This window comes from Streptomyces sp. NPDC004752 (genome assembly GCF_053601275.1).
The window spans coordinates 20128-41811 of record NZ_JBSGBN010000059.1; the positions used below are offsets into that span (position 1 = coordinate 20128).

19 protein-coding genes, 1 tRNA gene and 4 pseudogenes are annotated in these 21684 nt (G+C 70.6%); 15 read left to right on the forward strand and 9 right to left on the reverse strand.

Annotation, left to right across the window (positions count from 1 at the left end):
* Positions 1 to 60: 60 nt before the first annotated feature.
* The 4 genes from ACWEKM_RS24080 to ACWEKM_RS24095 all read right to left on the reverse strand — a co-directional run bounded on the left by ACWEKM_RS24080 (position 61) and on the right by ACWEKM_RS24095 (position 4906).
* Positions 61 to 1338, reverse strand: coding sequence for a type III PLP-dependent enzyme (locus ACWEKM_RS24080; protein ID WP_451623269.1), 1278 nt, complete (start codon positions 1336 to 1338; stop codon positions 61 to 63).
* Entirely contained in the window at positions 1325 to 2845 is a 1521-nt protein-coding gene (locus tag ACWEKM_RS24085) for a class I adenylate-forming enzyme family protein (protein ID WP_451623270.1), read from the reverse strand. The genes ACWEKM_RS24080 and ACWEKM_RS24085 overlap by 14 nt, the downstream gene beginning before the upstream one ends.
* Entirely contained in the window at positions 2845 to 4002 is a 1158-nt protein-coding gene (locus tag ACWEKM_RS24090; RefSeq protein WP_451623271.1) for an acyl carrier protein, read from the reverse strand. The genes ACWEKM_RS24085 and ACWEKM_RS24090 overlap by 1 nt, the downstream gene beginning before the upstream one ends.
* 76 nt (positions 4003 to 4078) lie before the next feature.
* Complete coding sequence (locus tag ACWEKM_RS24095; protein ID WP_451623272.1) at positions 4079 to 4906, reverse strand: thioesterase domain-containing protein; 828 nt, start codon at positions 4904 to 4906, stop codon at positions 4079 to 4081.
* A gap of 893 nt (positions 4907 to 5799) precedes the next feature.
* Here ACWEKM_RS24095 and ACWEKM_RS24100 point away from each other — a divergent pair.
* The 5 genes and pseudogenes from ACWEKM_RS24100 to ACWEKM_RS24120 form a co-directional block, all read left to right on the forward strand.
* Positions 5800 to 8322 carry an ATP-binding protein gene (locus ACWEKM_RS24100; protein ID WP_451623273.1) on the forward strand — a complete coding sequence of 841 codons (2523 nt, stop codon included), beginning with the start codon at positions 5800 to 5802 and terminating at the stop codon, positions 8320 to 8322.
* Between the two features lie 107 nt (positions 8323 to 8429).
* Positions 8430 to 8864, forward strand: a complete 435-nt coding sequence (locus tag ACWEKM_RS24105; protein WP_451623274.1) for a roadblock/LC7 domain-containing protein — start codon at positions 8430 to 8432, stop codon at positions 8862 to 8864.
* Between the two features lie 2 nt (positions 8865 to 8866).
* Entirely contained in the window at positions 8867 to 9238 is a 372-nt protein-coding gene (locus ACWEKM_RS24110) for a DUF742 domain-containing protein (protein WP_451623275.1), read from the forward strand.
* Complete coding sequence (locus tag ACWEKM_RS24115; protein ID WP_451623276.1) at positions 9216 to 9818, forward strand: GTP-binding protein; 603 nt, start codon at positions 9216 to 9218, stop codon at positions 9816 to 9818. The genes ACWEKM_RS24110 and ACWEKM_RS24115 overlap by 23 nt, the downstream gene beginning before the upstream one ends.
* Positions 9819 to 10081: 263 nt before the next feature.
* Positions 10082 to 10627 (forward strand): annotated as a pseudogene (locus tag ACWEKM_RS24120) (alcohol dehydrogenase catalytic domain-containing protein); the annotation flags it as partial.
* 224 nt (positions 10628 to 10851) lie between these two features.
* On the opposite strand, the gene ACWEKM_RS24125 reads toward ACWEKM_RS24120, so the two are convergent.
* Positions 10852 to 11217 carry a nuclear transport factor 2 family protein gene (locus ACWEKM_RS24125; RefSeq protein ID WP_451623277.1) on the reverse strand — a complete coding sequence of 122 codons (366 nt, stop codon included), beginning with the start codon at positions 11215 to 11217 and terminating at the stop codon, positions 10852 to 10854.
* Between the two features lie 193 nt (positions 11218 to 11410).
* Here ACWEKM_RS24125 and ACWEKM_RS24130 point away from each other — a divergent pair, with 193 nt between their 5' ends.
* Positions 11411 to 11770, forward strand: coding sequence for an MmcQ/YjbR family DNA-binding protein (locus tag ACWEKM_RS24130; RefSeq protein ID WP_451623278.1), 360 nt, complete (start codon positions 11411 to 11413; stop codon positions 11768 to 11770).
* Between the two features lie 392 nt (positions 11771 to 12162).
* Here ACWEKM_RS24130 and ACWEKM_RS24135 read toward each other — a convergent pair whose 3' ends face one another.
* Entirely contained in the window at positions 12163 to 13074 is a 912-nt protein-coding gene (locus ACWEKM_RS24135) for a transketolase family protein (RefSeq protein WP_451623279.1), read from the reverse strand.
* Between the two features lie 34 nt (positions 13075 to 13108).
* Positions 13109 to 13816 carry a transketolase gene (locus tag ACWEKM_RS24140; protein WP_451623280.1) on the reverse strand — a complete coding sequence of 236 codons (708 nt, stop codon included), beginning with the start codon at positions 13814 to 13816 and terminating at the stop codon, positions 13109 to 13111.
* 146 nt (positions 13817 to 13962) lie between these two features.
* Between ACWEKM_RS24140 and ACWEKM_RS24145 the strand changes: the two genes are divergently transcribed.
* Positions 13963 to 14036: transfer RNA gene (locus tag ACWEKM_RS24145), tRNA-Pro, on the forward strand.
* 76 nt (positions 14037 to 14112) lie between these two features.
* Here ACWEKM_RS24145 and ACWEKM_RS24150 read toward each other — a convergent pair.
* Both ACWEKM_RS24150 and ACWEKM_RS24155 read right to left on the reverse strand, forming a co-directional pair.
* Positions 14113 to 14410 (reverse strand): annotated as a pseudogene (locus tag ACWEKM_RS24150) (tyrosine-type recombinase/integrase); the annotation flags it as partial.
* A 69-nt stretch (positions 14411 to 14479) separates the two neighbouring features.
* Positions 14480 to 14713: an amidohydrolase family protein gene (locus tag ACWEKM_RS24155; protein WP_451623281.1), complete on the reverse strand. Its 234-nt coding sequence runs from the start codon at positions 14711 to 14713 to the stop codon at positions 14480 to 14482.
* 21 nt (positions 14714 to 14734) lie between these two features.
* On the opposite strand from ACWEKM_RS24155, the gene ACWEKM_RS24160 reads away from it, so the two are divergent.
* The 8 genes and pseudogenes from ACWEKM_RS24160 to ACWEKM_RS24195 all read left to right on the forward strand — a co-directional run bounded on the left by ACWEKM_RS24160 (position 14735) and on the right by ACWEKM_RS24195 (position 21589).
* Positions 14735 to 14923, forward strand: coding sequence for a ferredoxin (locus ACWEKM_RS24160; RefSeq protein ID WP_451623282.1), 189 nt, complete (start codon positions 14735 to 14737; stop codon positions 14921 to 14923).
* A 3-nt stretch (positions 14924 to 14926) separates the two neighbouring features.
* Positions 14927 to 15208 (forward strand): annotated as a pseudogene (locus tag ACWEKM_RS24165) (catechol 1,2-dioxygenase); the annotation flags it as partial.
* Positions 15109 to 15703: pseudogene (locus tag ACWEKM_RS24170) on the forward strand (TetR/AcrR family transcriptional regulator). The pseudogenes ACWEKM_RS24165 and ACWEKM_RS24170, both read left to right, overlap by 100 nt.
* A gap of 139 nt (positions 15704 to 15842) precedes the next feature.
* On the forward strand, positions 15843 to 17297 hold the full coding sequence (locus ACWEKM_RS24175) for an APC family permease (protein ID WP_451623300.1): 1455 nt from the start codon (positions 15843 to 15845) through the stop codon (positions 17295 to 17297).
* A 68-nt stretch (positions 17298 to 17365) separates the two neighbouring features.
* Positions 17366 to 17851, forward strand: a complete 486-nt coding sequence (locus ACWEKM_RS24180; RefSeq protein WP_451623283.1) for a gamma-glutamyl-gamma-aminobutyrate hydrolase family protein — start codon at positions 17366 to 17368, stop codon at positions 17849 to 17851.
* Between the two features lie 587 nt (positions 17852 to 18438).
* Positions 18439 to 20076, forward strand: a complete 1638-nt coding sequence (locus ACWEKM_RS24185) for a GMC family oxidoreductase (protein WP_451623284.1) — start codon at positions 18439 to 18441, stop codon at positions 20074 to 20076.
* Positions 20077 to 20078: 2 nt separating this feature from the next.
* Entirely contained in the window at positions 20079 to 20549 is a 471-nt protein-coding gene (locus tag ACWEKM_RS24190) for a hypothetical protein (protein ID WP_451623285.1), read from the forward strand.
* A 92-nt stretch (positions 20550 to 20641) separates the two neighbouring features.
* Positions 20642 to 21589 carry a polysaccharide deacetylase family protein gene (locus ACWEKM_RS24195; protein ID WP_451623286.1) on the forward strand — a complete coding sequence of 316 codons (948 nt, stop codon included), beginning with the start codon at positions 20642 to 20644 and terminating at the stop codon, positions 21587 to 21589.
* The last annotated feature ends 95 nt before the right edge of the window (positions 21590 to 21684 follow it).

Here is a 21684-nt window from a genome sequence, read left to right on the forward strand (position 1 = left end):
GTTGGCAACGGGGGACGGCACGGGTACGGGTCAGCGGTCGGCTACGGGTACCGGTACGGGTCAGTGGCCGGGTTCGGGGACCCGGGCGAGCGTCAGCCGGGAGACATCCACGGCGCGCCGGGGATCGTCGCTGTCGAACACGATCTCGGCGGGCAGCGGATGCCCCAGGAACGCGACGAGACTCGCGTACAGGCCGTAGGCGCCGGTGTTGGGCACCGCCACCAGGTCGCCCGGCCGTACGGCGGGCAGGGCGGCGCGCTGGGCCCAGGTGTCCAGAGGCGTGCACAGCGGTCCGGTGACCATGGCCTCGGTCATGGCGGGCGAACCGGGCCGGTCCGGGGACAGCAGGTGCGGGACGAGCGGGGGCAGCCGGCGCAGCCCCGACATGCCGCCGAGGTGATGGATGCCGGACTGGAGGACCACGACGTCCCTGCCGTGGGACCGCTTTGTGTCCAGTACCCGCGTGACGAGCGTGCCGGCGGTCCCGACCAGGAACCGCCCGGACTCGAAGCACACGTCGGGCGAGCCGGTACGCCACCCGGGTGTCGCCGAGTCCAGCAACTCCTCCAACGGGCCCCGCAGCCCGGTCAGGTCGGCCCGCCCGCCTGCCGCGGCGAACGGTGCGGGAAAGCCACCGCCCAGGTCCCAGACGTCGATGCGCACTCCGTGCCCGGCCAGCGCCTCGGACACCCGTCGGGCGGTGGCCAGCGAACGCGCGAACTGCGCCAGCAGGTCCTGGACGCTGCCCAGGTTGGTCCCCATGTACAGGTGCAGTCCGGTGATCCGGGCGTACGAGCGGTCCCCGAACTCCGCCGGCCGCGCCAGGACCGCGCCGGTGTCGACGCCGAAGGGGGAGGCCACTCCGGTCATCGCCAGTCCCTGGCCGGGCGCGGGCCGGTCGTCGTTGATCCGCAGCAGACACCGCACGGCCGTCCCGGTCCGGCCCGCGACCCGGTCCAACTGTGCCAGCGCGTACGCCGAGTCGACGGAGAAGTGTCGTACCCCGTGCTCCAGCGCGTGCCGCAGCTCCTCGTCGGACTTTCCGGGGCCGCTGTAGAGGAGGTCTCCGGCCGGCCAGCCCGCGGCGACGGCGGCGAGCAGTTCGCCGGTCGAGCACACCTCGGCCCGGGCACCGCACGCCCGCAGCTCACGCAGCAGCGCCGGATGCGGGTTGGCCTTGAGGGAGTAGTAGAGCCCGGTCCGCTCGGGCAGCGCCGCGGTCAGCGCCCCGTGCGCGGCCCGCACCTCCGCCAGGTCGTACACATAGGCGGGCACCGGCAGCCCCGTCAGGTTCGGAAGGCGCGGTCCGGCGTGGACCGACCGGTCAGTGACGGGCATCGTGTGCCTCCGTGGCCAGGGCGCCGAGCGCCTTGCGGTCGACCTTTCCGTTGCCGGTCAACGGCAGCTCCGCCGACACCAGACAGCGCGAAGGGATCTTGAACTCCTCGATCTGCTCCCGCATGCCCTCCAGGACCTGGCGTCCGTCGACGTCCCCGGTGACGAACAGGACGGCGGGGCGTTCCTCGTGCGGCGGCAGGACGGCCGCCGACCGCACGCCGGGCACCCGCCGGGCGGCGGCCTCCACCTCGGCGGCGCCCACCCGGAACCCGCCCGCCTTGTACAGGTCGTCGCGGCGTCCGCTGACATGGAGGTAGCCCTCCTCGTCCAGCCACCCGTAGTCCCCGGTGCGCAACTGCGGGAACAGCCCCTCTTCGCGGACGTACCGCTCGGCCGTCAGCGCGGGCCGCCGCCAGTACCCGGCCATCACATGCGGGCCGCGCACGGTGATTTCCCCGACGGCACCGTGCGGCAGCCGCCGGCCCTCGTCGTCGACGACGAACACCTCGGTTCCGGGCAGGGGCAGCCCGCTGGAGCCGGGCCGCAGCAGATCGCCGTCGACCGGCATGATGGTGGCCCGCTTGCACTCCGTCAGCCCGTACATCAGCTGCACCTGCAACCGGGGACAGCCGGCGCGCAGCACGTCCAGGGTCTCCTTCGGCATCGCCGCGCCGGTGTTGGTGAGCAGCCGCAGGCGCGGCAGTGCGGTGCCGGAGCGTTGCAGCAGCCGGGCGAGGGCGTCGGCCACCGAGGGCACGGCGGGCAGCACCGTCGCCCCGGAGTCCCGCAGCCGGGCCAGCAGTCCGGGCCCGGTTTCGGACGGCCGTCCCAGCCGCACCAGGGCTCCGCTCAGACTGCCCAGGAACAACTGGTAGAGGCCGTAGTCGAACGAGAGCGGGAGCGGGCTGTGGACGACGTCCTCGGCGCGGTAGCGCAGCACCTGCTGAATGGCCCGCGCGGCGAACAGGACCTGTCCGTGGGTGCTCACGACCGCCTTCGGCAGGGCCGTGGTGCCCGAGGTGTAGATCAGGCAGACCGGGTCGACGGAGAGCCGGGGCGGACCCTCGGGGGGACCGGCCGGCAGCGGATCGCCGTCGTCGAAGGCGTGGGCGGCGATGTCGTCGCACCCGGCGACCCGCACCCCCCGGCTCTCGGCGGCGGCCCGCTGCCGGGGGTGGTCGCTGATCACCAGCACGGGCTCGCAGTCGTCCAGGATGTGCTCGAACTGCGGGCCGCCCACCTGTTCGTGCAGCAGTGAGAAGACGGCGCCGGCCTGGGAGGAGGCGTAGACCAAAGCCGCGAGCAGGACGGAGGAGGGCGCGCTGATCACGATCCGCTCGCCGGGGCGGACGCCGAGCCGGGCGAGCAGCGCCGCCGCGCGTCGGCTCGCGGCGGCCAACTCGGCGTGGCGGAGCGTCTGTCCGTCGGCGCTGACCGCGGGGCGGTCGGGCAGCCGTTCGGCCGTCGCGTGCAGCACGTCGTGCAGCAGGGAGGGCTCGGAGCACATCACGCCTCCTCCCGGGCCGCCGCGTCGGCCGCCGCGACCAGCCGCGCGGGCCTTTGGGCGATACGGCAGACGGCGTCCACGTCCTCGAAGTTCTCCGGGGTGAGGTCGTCGCCGTCGAACTCGATGCCCAGCTCGTCCTCGAGCCGGTCGATCAGCTCGGCCAGGCGGAAGGACGAGAATGCCGGCACGTCGGGCAGCCGGGTGCCGGACAACAGGACGGAGGGATCGGTGCCGAGGACGTCCGCGACCGTCGCGGCGACCGCTCGGCGGTCGGCCTCCAGGCCGTGCCCGGTGACCGGCGCGGCCGGCTCCGGTCCGGCGGACGGGCCGCCGAACACCTCGGTGTCGGCGCGCAGCAGCCGGGCCAACCGGTCGGTGAGGCCGGCCGGTTCGGGCCGCCCGCGGGCGATGCGCCGGGAGGCGAGGAACGTGTGCTCGGCCAACGCACGCCAGGCGTCCACATGGTCCGCCACCCGGGGCTCGGCCCGCCCGTGCCGGGCCCGGTACGCGGCGTGCAGCGCCCGCGAACGCGCCAACAGCCAGGTTTCCAGGGTCAGTTGGCGCAGCGCGGCCGCCCGGTCCGGATGCTCGGCGTAGGCATGTGCGTACGTCAGCGCCGCTGCGGCGGTTTCCAGGCGCGGGCCCGGGTCCTTGGGCAGTGTGCCGGGTGACAGCTCCACCGCCAGGGTGCAGTCGGGCAGGTGGGGCAGCAGGTCGCGGCTCAGTCGCCAGGTGCCGGGACGGGCGCTGCCCCACGGCGTCTCGTTGTCGTAGTGGTCCTCGACGGTGAACGTCTCGGCGTCCCCCGCCACCAGCACAAAGCTGTGCTCGATGTGCTGTCGGCCGTGGTAGGGCACCCAGGGCAGGTGGTAGGCGTCGGCCAGCACGAAGCAGCCCTCGCCCGGCGTCAGGTCCTCGATGCGGACGTGACGGGACGGCCGCACGACCAACCCCAGGGCCCGCTCGGCGAGTTCGAACTGCACGGACGGACCGCTCTCCACGGTGGGCAGGCCGTCGGGACCGGAAGACGGGGCGAAACGCAGCAGGGCGCCGAGCCGTAAACCGGTTCCCGGGCCGTGCCACCGCTCCGCCACGGCGGCCAGATTGACCTGGACGCAGTCGAAGAGGTGTGTGTCGAAAGCGGGTTGAGCGGTCACAGAATGACTCCCGAAGGTCGTGGGGGACGATGCCGGCGGAGTGCCGCACCGGGTGGGAGACGGGGTGCGGGTACCGCTACGGGTGCGCCGGGACGTGCGCGGTGAGGAAGTCGTCGATGTGCCGCAGCAGCAGCGGCGACTGGGCCGCGTCGAACACCTCGAAGTGCGAACAGGGCAGGGCCCGTACGTCGAGGGAGGGATCCCTGCGCGACCAGCCGTCCGTCTGGGTGGCCCGCTCCTCGCTCGCGCAGGCCAGCAGCAGGGCCGGGCCCGGACGGCCGATGGTGGCGTGGTGTGCGGCGGATGCCGTCAGATGGGCGTCGGCGGTGCGTGCCGCGCAGGCCCGTTCCCCGGCATCGGTGGTGGCGGGCAGCCCGCCGAGGATGCGCTCGCGCAGCTGTCCGCGAGCGGTGTGGCAGGCGGACCAGGGCTCCGCGAAGCTGTCCACCATCACGACGGCGGGACGTGGCCCGTCGGCCGGCAGCCGGTGCGCCACCTCCCAGGCCAGCAGGCCACCCAGCGACCAGCCCGCCAACAGGCCCGGCGGCTCGGGGAGTTCGCTCAGCAGCCCGGCGTACAGGTCGGCCATCTCGTGCACGTCGTCGTGCGGGGGCTCGCCCGGGCGCAGGCCGCGCCCGCGCACTCCGTGTACGCGGCCGCGCCGGGACAGATGTCCGACCAGCCCCAGATACTGTCCGAGCCGGCCGCCCGACGGATGAAACAGGACCGTGGAAAGGGAGCGGGCCGGAGCAGGGTTTCTACGGCGTCTGCCGAATGGAATGAGCAGCGATTGCGTATTTGTTGGTGCGGACCGGTCAGCAGTGAACATCCCATGCTCCGCATTCTTGGTGAGCCGGATGGCGGGAAATCCTGAAAAGGGGAAGGCGCGGGCGCGTCTCGGCATACGGCCCAGTCGGAAGCCGACTTAACACCTCATCGCCGTCGCATTACCGAAATGCCGCGGCGTGACCCGTACGAGACTCACATCGCGGGTCTCACGGTGTCAACCAGATCCTGGTAAACGCGCCGTTGCATACGCACTTGGCTCATTTCGAAGGGCCGGGGCGGCCTGACGGAAAAACCTCTGGCGCTCGGCGGGTATTCATCCGCCGACGGATGGTCCACACGCCGATCCGGCCACATTCCGGGTGTGCCGTCGTCACCGGGAGAATGTGACATGTGCAGCGGTGTCATGCGATCGATGTCCGGCCGGTGCCCCTGCGCTCCTGGCCGTACGTGTTCGCGAGGGTGTCCGGGGCGCGCACCGGATTTTCAGCCGTGCCGGACGCCGTGAACGACGGGGGACGAGGCGGGAGTCGGCGGGTGTGTCCGTGAAGGAGCCGTCGGCGCGGCGGACACGCCGGGTGACGATCCGGGGCGGCGCCCGCCGTGCACGGGATGCGGGAGAAGGCACCCGCCCGAACGGCCGGACCCGGACGATGGGAGGAAGCGGCCCTCCGGTGGGGGCCGGAAGGCGAGTGGCTCCCCGATCCTCACTGACCCCTCATGACCGCTTCCGACCAGGTCAGATCGGTCTCTTACGGTTCGCTATCGCATCCCCCGCGGGGTTATCGGTCTGTCGTACGAGACCTCATCCCAGAGCGGGACCCTCGGCGGGAGACTTTGCCAACTACCCACCGCACGTGACGCGCAGACGACTACTGTCAGTGTCCGTCGGCCGGGCAGGACCGGATGCCCCACGTCATCGGCCCCCTCGACCGGCACCGCGATGGCGCATGCCCACATCGCGCATCCCGCGCGAGGAAACAGGCCCGACGGACCAGTACAAGGACACCGATGTCTCACCTCCGTGCACCGGCCCCCCGCGCCGACCGCCGAGAGGGCGGCCGGCACGGGCGACCGGTGACCCGCCCCGTTCCCGCACGGCCCGAGGCGCATCTACGGCCCCGGCTCCTGCGCCTCGCCGTGCTGCCACCCCTCGTGGTCGCCCTCAGCGCGGGCGCGGCCGTCGTGTTCACCGTCCGAGCCACCGGGGTACGACCCGGCCTCACCCTGTGGGGCGTGCTCGCCGGAGCGGTCTCGGTGACCGTGGCCGGCATCGCGATCGCCGCCGTGGCCGCGGACCGCACCGCCCGCGCGGTCAGCGACCACATCGGCGCCCTGCGCCGTAGTACCGCGCGCGGCGAGGCCGAACTGCGCGCCCTGGTGGCGGCGCTGCGGCGCGGCGACGGAGCGCCGCAGCGCAAGTCGCGCGGCAAACCGCCCGCGGACGCCGACGACTTCGCACTGCTCGCCGCCGAGATGGCCCGCGCCCACGACGGCGCCGTCCACGCCGTCGTCCAGGCCGCCCAACTCTCCAGCCACGCCGGCAGCGAGCAGAAGCTGGAAGTCTTCGTCAACCTCGCCCGGCGGCTGCAGTCCCTCGTGCACCGGGAGATCTCCATCCTCGACGAGCTGGAGAACGAGATCGAGGACCCCGACCTGCTCAAGGGCCTCTTCCACGTCGACCACCTCGCCACCCGCGTCCGGCGCCACGCCGAGAACCTCGCCGTGCTCGGCGGCGCCGTCTCCCGCCGGCAGTGGAGCAACCCGGTGTCCATGACAGAGGTGCTGCGCTCGGCCATCGCCGAGGTCGAGCAGTACTCCCGGGTCAAGCTGGTACCGCCGATCGACGGCGAACTGCGCGGCCACGCCGTCGCCGACGTCATCCACCTGCTCGCCGAACTCGTCGAGAACGCCACCGTGTTCTCCGCCCCGCAGACCCAGGTGCTGCTCCGGGCCGACCTCGTCACCGCCGGGCTCGCCGTCGAGGTGGAGGACCGCGGCCTCGGGCTTCCGCTCGCCGAGCAGCGGAAGATGAACGCCCTGCTCGCCGACCCCGACCAGGTCAACGTCGCCAGCCTGCTCGCGGACGGCCGGATCGGACTCTTCGTGGTCTCCCAGCTCGCCCGGCGGCACGGCATCAACGTCCGCCTGCAGACCAATATCTACGGCGGTGTCCAGGCCGTACTCGTCGTCCCGAAGGCACTGCTGGGGACGGCACCGGGCGCGTCGGCAGGCACCCGGGGGACGGCGCCCGCCGCGGTCCGGTCCGGGACGTCGGCGGGAGACCAGGGCCAGTCCCCGGAAGGCAACGACGGGGCAGGGCCGGACGGGGCCTGGAACGCGCCCGGCGATGCCGCCGTTTCGGGCAGTGTGCCGGGCGAGTCATGGGCGCCGCCGGGGGAGAGGGAGACCCCGACCGCCGGACCGGCGGGCAGGCCGAACGGGCCACCGGACGCTCCCACCGAGCCGTCGACCGGCCGACGGCGGCACGCCCAACGCGACTCGACGGGAACCACCGAAGCCACCGGAGCCACGGGAGCAGGGGGATTCGAGGGAGCGGCGGGAACGGCGGGATCCGCGGGAGCCACGGGGGCGGCGGGAGCGGCGGGATCCGCGGGAGTCGCCGGGGCCACGAGATCCACGGCAGGCGACGGCCGCGCGCCCGCGCCGCTGCCGGTGCGCGGGGCTCATGAGGAGCGGCCCAACCCGGCAGAGGCCGTGCCCGGCATCCGGTCCGGCGAACGGTGGGCCGTCGAGCGGCAGATGGGCCCGATCCCCACCGCGCGCGTCGGCACCGTGCACGGCACCATGGACCGGCCCCGGCTGCCGCGCCGCCGCGCCCAGGAACACATCGCGCCCCAACTGCGGGGCGGCCCCGCCCCACGCCCGGAGCCGGAGACCCCCGCCGGACACGACCCCGGCCTGATGGCAGCCTTCCAGCGGGGCATCGGACTCGCCGAGGCACAGCAGCACATGGAGTCGACACAGACACACACGCAGCGGTCACACATGGAGCCGCCATACATGGGCCCGCCACACACGGGCGAGGCTCACATGGACGGGGCCCACATGGACAGGGCCCACGTGGATGCGGCCGACCCCGAGGGGGCGTCCGTATCGGGGAGTCACATGATGGGGGCCCACATGGAGGGGACGTTCGTGGAGGCCACCCACACGGACATGCCACACATGGACGTGCCGCACATGGAGATGTCGCACATGGACGTGCCGCCCGGGGACGTATCGCACATGGACGCGGCTCGGCACGCCTCGGCCCACACTCAAGCGCCCCACACCCACACCCTCCCTTGGGACCCGGCACATGGGGAGAAGGTCCGCAGAGAGCGAGGGCACAGGGCCGCGGTCCACATGGAGGCGGCGCACACGGAGGCGACGCATGTAGAGGCGGCTCACATGGAGGGCGCCCACATGGGCGCGGCGCACACCGACGCCGCATCCACCGACGAGCCGCACGCCCACGCGCTCGTCTCCGATCCGAGCGTCCGGCCCGACGGGAACACACCCACGGGATGACCACACCCACCACGACGCCCGCCCCCACCCCAGCGTCACCTCCCGCCCCCGCACCCGTCTCCACCCACACCCCCACACCCAGCGCGACCCCAAGGAGTGGATCCACCATGGCGAGCGATGCGCCGACGGCCCAGGAATCCGACCTCGACTGGCTGATGAGCGGCCTGGTGCAGCGCGTACCGCACACCAGCAGCGCGGTGCTCCTGTCCTGCGACGGTCTGGTGAAGTCCGTCCACGGCCTCGACCCCGACAGCGCCGACCACATGGCGGCCCTGGCCTCCGGCCTGTACTCCCTCGGCCGCAGCGCGGGCGTCCGGTTCGGTGACGGCGGGGACGTCCGCCAAGTGGTCGTCGAACTCGACTCGACCCTGCTGTTTGTCACCACGGCCGGCGTCGGCACCTGCCTCGCCGTGCTGGCCGGCCGAGACGCCGATGCCGCGGTGCTCGGCTACGAGATGGCGATGCTGATCAAGAGCGTCCGCCCCTACCTGGTGACCGCACCCCGGCAGCCCGCCGTCGAACCCCCGGCGATGAAGCATTGAGCGTGACGGCGGCCGGTGACGGGCCGTGGCTCGATGAGGCGGCCGGACGGCTCGTACGCCCCTTCACGGTCAGCAACGGCCGTACCCGGCCCACCATCGCGCTCGATCTGCTGTCACAGGTGAGGGCCACCGGAGCCGGCCCCCTCGGCTATCTCGGCCCCGAGCACGCCCAGGCGCTCGACCTGTGCCGCGCACCCGTCTCGGTCGCCGAGATCGCTGCGCATCTGCGGCTGCCGGCCGCCGTCACCAAGGTACTGCTCGCGGACCTCGTCGACTGCGGGGCGCTGACCGCCAAGCCCCCCGCCTTCCACCACAACCCCACTGACCGGTCTCTGCTGGAGGCAGTGCTCGATGGACTACGACGACAGCTCTGACCCGTTCCCCACCGCGCTCAAGATCCTGGTGGCGGGCGGGTTCGGAGCGGGCAAGACGACCTTCGTGGGGGCGGTGAGCGAGATCGCGCCGCTCAGCACGGAGGAACTGCTCACCACGGTCAGCGCCGCGACCGACGACCTCCACGGCATCGAGAACAAGGTCGAGACGACCGTGGCGATGGACTTCGGCCGCATCACGCTCGGCCCGGAGCATGTGCTGTACCTGTTCGGCACGCCCGGGCAGGAACGGTTCTGGTTCATGTGGAACGAGCTGTCCGAGGGCGCGCTCGGCGCGGTGATCCTCGCCGACACCCGCCGCCTGGCGGACTGCTTCGCCGCCGTCGACTTCTTCGAGGAACGCGGCCTCGGCTTCGTCATCGCCGTCAACGAGTTCGACGGCGCCCACCGCTACGAGCCCGAGGAGGTCCGCGCCGCCATCGGCCTCGATCCGGCGATCCCCGTCGTCCGCTGCGACGCGCGCATCTCCAGCTCCGGCATCCAGACGCTGCTCACCCTCGTACGCCACCTGATCGCACACACCCCGGCCCCCACGCCGCCGAGCCACGGCGCCCGTACGTGAAACCCACACACCGCTCACGGAGCCCGCACATGTGGTACACCAACTGAGCGAACTGACCGGGCACGGCGGGTTCGACAAACGGTCTGCCGCGGTGAGCCGGACGCGTCGCGCAGCGCGTGAAGGAAAGCTGTGGCGGCGGTTAAGAAAACCTCGATGGACCGGGCCTCGCGCATACGGCAGATTGCAACGGGAATCCCCCCGTCCCCGCTGCGGGCTCCTTCGGCCTGCCCGCGGCCGGGATCTCACCCACAGGAGCCGTAGCGTTGAAGGCGCTGGTCAAGCAGAAGGCGGAGCCGGGACTGTGGCTCGCGGACGTCCTGGAGCCCGCCGTCGGACCGGGTGATGTGCCGATCGAGGTCCAGCGGACCGGAATCTGCGGCACCGACCTGCACATACGGTCCTGGGACGGCTGGGCGCGGCAGGCGATCCGTACGCCGCTCGTCCTCGGGCACGAGTTCGTCGGCCAGGTCGTGGCGACCGGCCGGGACGTCACCGACATCCGCATAGGGGACCGGGTCACCGTCGAGGGCCACCTGGTGTGCGGCCGGTGCCGCCCCCTGGCCGGGCGCCGCCAGTTGTGCCGGGCCACGGTCGGCCTGGGCGTCGGCCGCGACGGGGCGTTCGCCGAGTCTGTGGCCCTGCCCGCCGCCAATGTCTGGGCGCACCGGTTCCCCGTCGATCTCGACGTCGCCGCGATCTTCGATCCGTTCGGCAACGCGGTGCACACCGCGCTGTCCTTCCCGTTGGTCGGCGAGGACGTGCTGATCACCGGCGCCGGGTCGATCGGTCCGATGGCCGCCGTGGTGGCCAACCTCCATCGGTCAGGAGAAGCTGGACCGACTCCAGGGTCAGCTGGGACAAGTGGATCTATCTCATCCGCAACAGCCCGTCGCAGCTCTACACAGCTCTCCGCAGGCAGATCGAGGCATACGCAAACGAACTCGCGGCACGCGTCGACACCGGGACCGACTACTGACGGACAGCATCCGTGCACGCGCCGAAACCATCTGTCGCGGTCGGCGGTCCCATACGCTCAGCTGACCAAAGTGCCCTGGTGAAAGTACATCCGCCAGCCCGTCTCTGTCAGCCGCCACACAGAGCTTCGCCATGCCCGGTGGCCTTGGTTGTCGGCGAAGTACGTCAGATGAACGACGCCCGGAGCAAGGACGACCCCGTACATTTCGCTGACCTTGACCGGAGACTCCGGGGACACCGATCCATCACTCGTCACCGTGAGGATCGACTCCACATCCCACCGGCGTCCAGAAGCTCCGATCTCGGTGAATTTCGGATCCAGAAGCTCCAGCACACGGGCCGGGGAAGCCCGCACATCAGGATCGAGAAGCTGCAACTCCCCATCAATGGCTGCTTGCACGGCCTGCTCACTCTCATCCGCCATGCAGGAACCCTACGGACGCCCTCTCCCGAGGAACATCGATTTGTTCACCCGACGTCGCGACGACCTGGCGAGCTTGAGGCCAACGGATGGCAACCATCGCGACCAAGTGTCAGCTAGCAGGAACAGCCGCAGCCCAGCGGGTGGGCACCGCGTGAGAGGGGCATTGTCGGTGGCAGCGGCTACCGTGCCTGTCATGCCGGACGCCGAAGACGTACGCCGTATCGCCCTGTCCCTGCCCGAGACGACTGAGAAGACCGCCTGGAACATGCCCACGTTCCGGGTCGCCGGGAAGATGTTCGCCACGCTGCCCGAGGACGAGACCTCCATCGCCGTGCGCTGCCCCAAGGAGGAGCGCGACGAGCTGGTGCTGGCCGAGCCGGAGAAGTTCTGGATCGCCGGACACGAGGCCCAGTTCGCCTGGGTCCGGGTCCGGCTCGCCGCGCTGGACGGCGACGGCGAACTGCGGGACATCCTCGCCGACTCCTGGCGCCAGGCGGCCCCGCCCCGGCTGCTGGAGGCCCACCCGGGGGTGGGAGTACCGGGCGCCGCGTAAACCGCTGCGCCGCCGCCGATGGGCCGTGGCATGATCCCACGGCGACAGCGGCGACAGCGGCGACAGCGGCGACAGCGGCGACAGCGGCGAACTGCGGGGGAGCGGGCACGGGACGACCGGGGCGTCGGCACGGCGGGACAGCGCTTCCCGGGCCGGGCCCGGCGGCGCGGGCGACAAGCCAGAGCAGACCGTCTGATGGTCACGGCACTTCGCCCTGTTCTTCGTGGCCCGCCCCTCTCACGCGCCTGGGCGACGCCATGCTGTCGGTGGCCCTCGCCGCCCGAACTGCCGCTCGCCCTGCCCGCCGCCATGGCCGGACTGCGCATGGGCCTGCCGCGGCACGGGCTACGGCGCGGGCGCGGTCGGCCGCACGGACGACGACCGTACGCCGCTCATCCCCGGGTCGGCCCGGCGGCGAACGCCTCGATCCGCCCCCGCAGGCCCGCCGCGTCGAGCCCGTGCGCGGCGGTGTGCTCCTCGGCGGTCCCGTACCGCCGCAGCTCGCTTCGCCCCACCCCGAGGCCGAGCACCCGGTGCGGCAGGTCGGACAGTGCCTCGCTCACCGCCGCCGTCGAAGTGCCGGCCAGATACGGCTCGACGAGGACCACATCCGTGCCCGCCGTCTCCGTGGCGCGGCGCAGCGCCGCCGTGTCGAAGGGCCGTACGGTCGTCGCGTACAGGACGGTGACGTCGAGCCCCTCGGTGGCGGCGAGCACGGCGTCCAGCGTCGGACCGACGGCGACGACCACCGCGGCACGCCCCTCCCGGAGGGTGCGGAAACCCCGCCCGTCGACCTTGTACGCCCGCCGGTTGGCGAGCATGGACAGCCGGACATACACCTTGTCGTCGCCCGCCGCGACCGCGTGCCGCAGCAGGGTCTCGGCCTCTTCCGGGTGCCCCGGCACATGCACGGTCCAGCCGTCCAGGGTGTCGAGCAGCGCCACATCGCCGGGCGCCATATGGGTGTAGCCGGCGGGGGGCCAGTCGAACGAGGCAGCGGCGCTGACCAGCACCGCCCCGGTGTTCTGGTGCCCGAGGTCCAGTTTGACCTGCTCGAAGGGGCGCTCCACGAGAAAGCTGGCGAAGGTGTGCACCACCGGCCGCATCCCGGTCAGCGCCAGCCCGGCCCCGGCCCCGACGAGCAACTGCTCGCGAATCCCGACGTTGATCACTCGGTGCGGATGTCGGCGCTGCGCATCGGCGAAGGCATCCTTGCCGACCTCCGCGAGGACGACGGCGACCCGCGGGTCCTCGTCGAGCAGCTGGGAGACGACGGGGGCGAATCGGTCACGCATGGTCTCCATGGGGGATGACCCTTCTTACGGAAGTACGGTGATTTCAGGCGGACTTGGGTTCGACGCGGGCCACCACCACATGCGGGCGGCCCGGGTGCGCGGCGGTGAAGGCGGCGTACAGCGCCTCGTGGTCACGGCCGTCGACGGTGCGGGCCGACCAGCCGGCCGCCTCGAAGCGGGCCGCGATCCCGCCGGGACGGGCGTGGCTGGCGGAGGCGTTGTCGACGACGACGGTGTGCAGCCGCTCCAGCCCGGCCGGGCTGGCGAAGGCGATCGCCTCGTGGTTGCTGCCCTCGTCCAGTTCGGCGTCCCCGGTCAGCACCCACACCCGTGGCTCGGTCCGTCCCTGGGCCCGCAGCCCCAGCGCGGTGCCCACGGCGATGGGCAGCCCATGGCCGAGCGACCCGCTGCTGATCTCGACGCCCGGCACCAGCACCCGGTCCGGGTGGTGCCCGAGCGGCGACTCGTACGACCCGAAGGCGGGCAGCCACTCCACCGGAATGAAGCCCTTCGCGGCCAGCACCGCGTAGTAGGCCATCGGCCCGTGCCCCTTGCTCAGCAGGAACCGGTCCCGGTCCGGATCGTCCGCCCGGTCGGGTTCGACCCGCAGCACCCGGTCGTAGAGCACCCACAGCACGTCCAGCGTGGAAGTGGCAGCCGGTCCGTGTTTCTCGTCGCCGGTCATCAGCCCCATCAGCCGGGGCAGGTCGGCATAGGCGTACACACTGCTGCGTTCGTCGGTGATCGTCATACCGTCCAGGCTGCAACCTCAAGCGAGGTTCAGGTCAAGCGAAGCCACCCTGCGTCGCCCCGGTAAACGGATGCGTGATCACCGGCCCGAGTGCGGTATGGTTTCCCTGCGCGTTTGGCTGAGGGAAACCCCAGGTCAAACAGCATCGGGACGTGGCGCAGCTTGGTAGCGCACTTGACTGGGGGTCAAGGGGTCGCAGGTTCAAATCCTGTCGTCCCGACTGGAGACAGTCGCAGGTCAGGGGCGGTTTCGGAGGCATCCGAAACCGCCCCTTGATCATACTTGGGGAGCATGTGGGGACCGGCGCGCTTGCCCGAGGTCAGCGTGAGGTGCGCGGAGAGCGCCGCCCCGGCGGCCGTGATCTTGTGTACGTCCGGGTGCAGGTAGCGCTGGGTAGTGGTCAGTGATCCGTGGCCGGCGATCCTGCGCAGGACGTGCACTTGGACTCCGGCGTCGGCGAACCAGGTCAGTCCGGTGTGCCGGAGGTCATGGCGGCGCAGGTTCGTAGCCGAGCCTGGTGACCACGTCGTCCCAGTGCGTGGCATCGCGCAGGACGGCGGTGGAGATGCGTCCGCCGCGTGGGCCGGTGAACAGACCTATACGGTCACAGCACTGGCAACAGTCCCCGGACAGCGGGCCAACCTCATGGTCCACCGCGAGTCCTCAGAGGGAACCTTGACCCGACTTCCGCGCCTGGAGGTCGTAGACGGGTTCCCCTTCGACGAACGTCATCTTGACTTTGGTGGCGTGGACTTGAGTGATCGGTACCTCGAAGGGGTTCTGGTCGACAACGATGACATCGGCGAGCATGCCGGGTTCGATGCGTCCTATGCGATGGGCCATGCCCTGGACACCGTCGGGGCCCGGGCCCCTTTCCTCAGTCGCTCCGACGCTCACTCAGCATCAGGAGGACCGGCCATGAAGGTCGTCGTCGACATGAACAAGCGCCAGGACCACGGCCAGTGCGTCTTCGCCGCCCCGGACGTCTTCCGGTTCGACGACGCCGGGCACCTCGCCTACGTGTCTGACCCCGACGAAGCGCTGCGCGACGAGGTCGAGGAGGCTGCCGATGTCTGCCCGCTCCAGGCCATCCGGATCGAGGACTGAGTGATCAACCTGTGGAAGTTCCTCGGCGAGGGCCTGCCTGACAAACGGTGGGTCACCATCGGCGTCTGTCAGACCGGCGACATGGAGGACCATCTGCGGCTGGGTCGGGCGCTGGCCGACGGTATCGCCGCCACCCCGGGCCGCCGGGTGCTGCTCATCGCCTCCGGTGCCCTCTCGCACACCTTCTGGCCACTGCGCGAGCTGCGCGACCACGAGTCCGGCGACCCGAGGCACATCTTCACGCCGGAAGCACGCCCCTGCTGGACGCCGCCGTCCGCGTGGTGGCCCGCGGCGGACTGCGCAAGCTCACCTACCGGGCCGTGGCGGAGGAGGCCGGCGTCACCCACGGGCTGGTCGTCCACCACTTCGATTCGCGGGAGGCGCTGATCGAGGAGGCCGTCACCCATGCCATCCGCACGTCCGTGAGCAGCAGCGCGCTGCAAGGCAGCCGACTTCGTCAGCGGGCTCACGGACATGGTCGAGTCGAGTCCTGAACTGCAGGCGTTCCAGTACGAGTTGCTGCTGGAGGCACGGCGTAAGCCGGAGTTGCTGCCTCACCTGCGGAGTCTGTACGAGGAGTACTTCGAGGCCAGCCGACGGGAGCTGTCCCGGATGAGTCCCCGGCCGGTGAGCCGCGGACTGTCCCGGCTGGTCTTCGCCGCGCTGGAGGGACTGGTGCTGCACCAGCTGGTCTTCGGCGAGCGCGATGTCACCGAAGAGGCCCTGTCAGAACTCAGGGCCTGGCTCGATGGTCTGGCCGAGGGGTCCGTCGGAGACTGACCCAGCTCTCTCACGATCGCCTTCGCTTTTCCGCGACCACCCCCTTGCCAAATGGATAGTTGCCCACCACGATGAGGCAGTTCGTTTGACCTGAAACGACATTCTCGTTCTCTGGCAGGTGATTCGTGTGGGCAGTCAGATGGTTCCCGCCGAGCGGACCACGCGGAGGGAGGCCCGCTCTTCAGCCACGCTCAAACCCAACGCCCTGGGCGTCCTGGGCATCCTCTTCTTCGTTCTGTCCGGTCAGGCGCCTCTCACGGGCATCGCCGGCGCAGCCCCCATCTCGGTCGCGACCGGCAATGGTTCCGGCACACCGGCCGCCTACGTGCTGGCCGGCATCGTGGTCCTCCTTTTCTCCATCGGGTTCGTCGCGATGGGACGGCATGTCGTGGACGCCGGAGCCTTCTACACCTACATCGGCACGGGCCTTGGCCGGACCGCCGGAGCGGCAAGCGCGAGCGTCGCCCTGTTCTCCTACTGCGTCATCCAGGCCGCCATATACGGACTGTACGGCTCCATCGTCAGCTCGATCGTCGCCCAGCACACTGCACTTGACCTGCCGTGGTGGGCGTACACGCTGGTCACCATGGCCGTCGTGCAGGCGCTCGGGGCCGCCGGAATCGAGACGGGGGCCCGCGTCCTGGCGGTGCTGGTGCTCGCCGAGTTCAGCATCCTGCTGGTCTTCGGCCTCGTCACCCTGTTCAAGGGCGGCGGGCCGGAGGGGCTGGGGGTGACGGAGAGCTTCTCCGCCTCGGCGGCTCTGCAAGGCGCACCCGGTGTCGCCGTCATGTTCGCCATGGCGTCGATGTTCGGTTTCGAGGCCACCGCGATCTACGGCGAGGAAGCCAAGGAGCCCGCCAAGACAGTACCCCGGGCCACCTACCTGTCGGTCATCGTCGTCACCATCTTCTTCGCCCTGGTCTCCTGGATGCTCATCTCCGCCTACGGCGCGTCCAAGGCGCCTGGGGCGGCGGGCAAGGCCCTGGCCTCCGGTGACTCGGCCGGCTTCGTGTTCGCGCCCATCGCTGCCCAGTTCGGCGGCTGGGCCGGCGACGTCCTGCCCGTCCTCCTCGCCACCTCACTGTTCGCAGGCATCCTCACGTTCCACAACTCCGCCAACCGCTATCTGTTCTCCCTCGGCCGGGACAGACAGTTCCCCCGCTCCCTGGCTCGCCTCAACAGACGGCAGGCGCCGTCGATCGCAGGTTGTGTGCAGACTGCCATCGCCCTGGCTCTGGTCGTCCCGTTCGTGCTGACCGCCAAGGACCCCGTTGTCACTCTCTTCTCCTGGTTCAGCGGGCTGGCCGTCCTGGCAATGATGCTCCTCTACCTGCTGACCTCCGTGTCCGTCGTGGTCTTCTTCCGCCGTCGACGCGCGGACCAGCACCTCTGGAACACCCTGATCGCTCCTGTGCTGGGAACGCTCGGCATCGCGGGCGCCAGCTGGCTCATTCTGGCCAACTTCACCACCCTCATCGGCGGCGAGGTCGGCACGGCCGTGTGGCTCGGGCTCACGGTGCCCGTCGTGATGGCCCTCGGGGCAGCCAACGCACGCATCCGAGGCCGCCGCATCGGGCCCCACGACGGCCGATGAATGGCTCAGTAAAGCCAAGACGCTGGAACTGCCCGGATCGCACTCCATCAACGGCGTCGATGAAGCAGGTGCCGGCTGCACCTTCGCGGGCCGAGATCGACGCCGCCGTCACCGCGGCACGCCGCGCGTTCGACACCGGCCCATGGCCACGCCTGGCCCCAAGGAACGCGGGCAGGTGCTGGTGCGCCTCGCCGATCTCCTCGAAGAACACCGCTCCGAGTCGGCGCTCACACCAGGACATGGGCGGCCCCGGAATCGAGCATCGCCACCTCCGGCACCCGGTTTCCATCACCTCGAACTCTGCCCTGGCCTGCACCATCGGCGCCGACAAGGCGGAGGCGTCCTGCTATCACCATCAGCACGTGGACCGACTGGGGCAGGGGCTGACCGTGACCGCACGCGCCGCCGACGGGACGGCAGAGGCCGTCGAACTCGCCGCCGACGACGCCTGGTTCCTGGGGGTGCAGTGGCATCCCGAGGGCACCGCACACGAGGACCCGGCACAGCAGCGTCTCTTCGAAGGGCTGGTGGAAGCCGCAGACGATCGCGGCTGATGAACCGAACTATACGGCGGTGCAGAACCTCATGCGGAACACGATCGCGCCGCAGTTCATCAACAAGACCTGCGGCGTGGTTGAGTGATCCGCTGCGTGATCGGTGCAGGTGTTCCTACTGCACCGATCACGGAGCACGGTCGCCTATGGACCGGGCCGCCGTTGACGCTGATGGTCTGGCCGGTGAGGCCGTCGGACTCGGCGCGGTGTTGCAGTGAGCGCTCTCCGACCTCACGCTGATGCGTGATGAAAAGACCTTCGACGCCTACTCCTGGGGGTCAAGGGGTCGCAGGTTCACATCCTGTCGTCCTGACCGGCTTCGTCGCAGGTCGAAGGCCGTTTCCGCGGGTAGCGGAGGCGGCCTTGGCCATGTCCGGGCCGGTTTTCGCAGTCAGCCCGAATGCGGGGCATCCGTCTTGATCAGCGACTTCTGGACTTCTCACTGCCGGGCCGCGAGAGATTTGAACAGCTCACAGTACTGGTCCCGGATCGGGGCTCCCTAGGCTGCCGGACAAGTGAGCACCCTCACGGCCAGGACAGCCCCGCCGGGGGAGCAGGGCATCGCGGACCCACCGAGGAGACTTCAGATGACAGTAGTCGGGCAGCCGCCGGGCAAGGCAGCGATGGATGTGCTGATCATCGGGGCGGGTCCCTCCGGAGCGACGTCGGCCCGGATTCTGGCGGAGAGCGGCTACCGGGTCACCGTCCTGGAACAGGGCGGCTGGGTGAACCGTAACGACTACCCGAGCGACAAGCTGGAGCGGGACGTCCTGCTCGCGAGTTCATGGTCGGCGGATCCCAACGTGCGGCGCGGTGCCTGGGACTACCCCTGCGATGTGTCCGAGGCCGATGTGCATCCCTTGAACTTCAACGGTGTCGGCGGCAGCAGCATCTTCTTCGGCGCCGAATGGCCCCGCTTCATCCCCTCCGACTTCCGGGTGCGCAGCCTGTACGGATTCGCCGACGACTGGCCGCTGACGTACGAGGACCTGGAGCCCTACTACACCCTGCTCGACGAGATGGTCGGCGTCTCCGGGCGCCCGGGTGACCCGGCGTACCCGCCGACCGTCGAGCCGCCGATGCCCGGTGTGCCGATCGGCCGCATCGGTGTGAGGGCCGCCGAGGGCATGAACAGGCTCGGCTGGCACTGGTGGCCCGGCACTCAGGCCATCATGACGAAGACCCACGGCGACCGGGGCGCGTGTGCGCGCTGGGCCACGTGCATGGCGGGGTGTCCCGAGGGCGCGAAGGGATCGTTCGACGTGGCGATGTGGCCTGCGGCGCTCGCCGCGGGCGCAACCCTGATCACCGAGGCCCGGGTGCGTGAGGTGACCGTCGATGGGGCCGGCCTCGCCAACGGTGCGGCCTGGATCGACGCCGCGGGCCAGGAGCACCACACCTCCGCCGCGGTCGTCATCGTATGCGCGAACGGCGTCGGCACCCCACGCCTGCTCCAACTGTCCACCTCCAACCGCTTCCCCGACGGTCTCGCGAACTCCTCGGGCCTGGTCGGCAAGCGGCTGATGATGCACCCCTTCGTCGGCGTCATGGGCATCTACCCCGACCAACTCGAAAGCTGGCTCGGCCCGTTCGGCGCAAACCTGTACTCCCTGCAGTTCGCCGAGACCGATCTGAGCCGGGGCTTCGCCCGCGGCGCCAAGTGGTCGGCGATGGCGATCCCGGGCCCGATGGAGATCCTGTCCAGGTACGCCGAACTGCCCCTCGCCGAACGGACCGGTGCAGCCGGCCAGGCTCTCGTCGAACGCGCCCTCGGCCGGGCCTTCGAGTGGGCGGCCTCCATCGAGGACCTGCCGGACGAGACCAACACCGTGACGCTCAGCCCCGACACGGTGGACGGTTCCGGAATCCCGGCACCGAAGATCACCTACCGGCTCTCCGAGGACAGCGTGCGCAACCTGGAATGGAACGTGGCGCGCATGCACGAGGCGCACCAGGCCGCCGGGGCGATCGAGACAAAGGTCGTGCCGTGGATGCCGGGTGTCGGCTGGCACATGCTCGGGACGGCCCGGTGCGGTGACGACCCGGCCACCTCGGTCGTCGACCAGTACGGCCGTGCCCACGACGTACCCAACCTCTTCGTCCTGGACGGCAGCGTGTTCGTGACGTCGTCCTCGGTCAATCCGACGTCGACGGTGGTGGCCTTCGCCGCCCGCGCGGTCGAGCACCTGATGGACACGGCGAGCGATCAGAAGGTTCCGGTGTGACCATGGACATTCAGCAGACTCAGCGGACTCAGCAGCCTCAGCGGACTCAGCGGAAGAACGCGATCGACGACCGGACCCGCGGCGGTCTCGCCTCGATCCTCGACGTGCTGCTTCCGGGCACCGAGAAGCTTCCGTCCGGACGCGCGGTGGGCGCACACCTGGAGCTGCTCGACCAGGCACTGGAGGCCGACCCACGACTGGAACCGGCCGTCACCAGGGCCGGAGAACGGGCAGTCGCCTCGCGGACGTGCACGTTCGCGGACATCGAGCGCTGGATAGGGGAGGACCTCGAACAGGTGGTGTTCGCCCTGCACTCCGCCTACTACATGTCGAGCGAGGTGCGTTCCGCGCTCGGCTACCCCGGCCAGGCCCGCCGCCCGATCGCGCTCGCCACGCCGGAAGAGGTGTGCTCCGACGAGCTTGTCGCTCCCGTACTGGCACGCGGCGCGGTCTATGTGCCCGCGCCCGAGTAGCGTGCCGTCGCCGGCCTGCGGCCCAAGCCACCACTGACCCCACCCACGCCGTCCGCCAACCGGACCGTACTGAACGACTGGAGGACGTGCTCATGCCACTTCAGATGCCTGCGGGCAAGCGACTCGCGATCTCGCTCGGCCCGGACTTCGACGCGCACAGCGTCTGGATGGGCACCTTCCGCTCCACCTCCCAGACACTGCTGTCACGCGGCGAGTTCGGTGCCGAGGTCGGCGTCCCCCGTCTGCTCGACACCTTCGAGCGGTACGGCATCACCACCACCTGGTTCGTGCCCACGCACACGATGCAGACCTTCCGCGCCGCCGTCGACGCGATCGTCTCCGCGGGCCACGAGATCGCCGCCCACGGGGTCTACCACGAGTACGTCCCCAAGCTCGATCCGGACGAAGAGCGGCGCCTGATCGAGCTACAGGTGGCACAGCACGAGCGTCTCCTCGGCACCCGGCCCGGCGGATACCGCTCACCGGCCCTGGACGTCACCGGCATCACGCTCGACCTGCTCGCCGAGTACGGCTTCGACTGGGACTCCTCGCTGATGGGCCGCGACTTCACGCCGTACCACCCGCGCATGGTCACGCACCTGGACCTCGAACGGGGCAACACGTTCGGGCCGGAGAGCCAGGTGCTGGAGTTTCCCGTGCACTGGTGCCTCGACGACTTCCCCGAGCTCGAGTCGTTCAAGGGCAGCCCGCTCATGCAGTCGAACCAGACAGTCCTCGAACGCTGGAAGGACAGCTTCGACTTCGCCTACCAGCGCTGCTCCGGCGGCATCATGACCTTCGCCCTTCACCCGCAGACCATCGGCCGGGCGAACAACATGATCATGCTTGAGCGCTTCCTGGACCACGTCGTCAGCCACGACGGCATCTGGTTTCCCACCCTGTCGCAGGCGTACGACGCCTGGTCGGATGCCGCGCCGGCCCGACCGGACAGCGACCCGCACTCCACCCACCCGCACTCCACCCACCCGCACTCCACCCACCCGCACTCCACCCACCCGGAGAACACCCGGCCGGCCTGACCAGCCCGACATCCTCGGCCTCGGCGCGCAGCAGCGACCGCCTCGCCGAGTTCACGAGAGCGTCGGTCAACCTTGCGATGTCCGCTCCGAGTTCG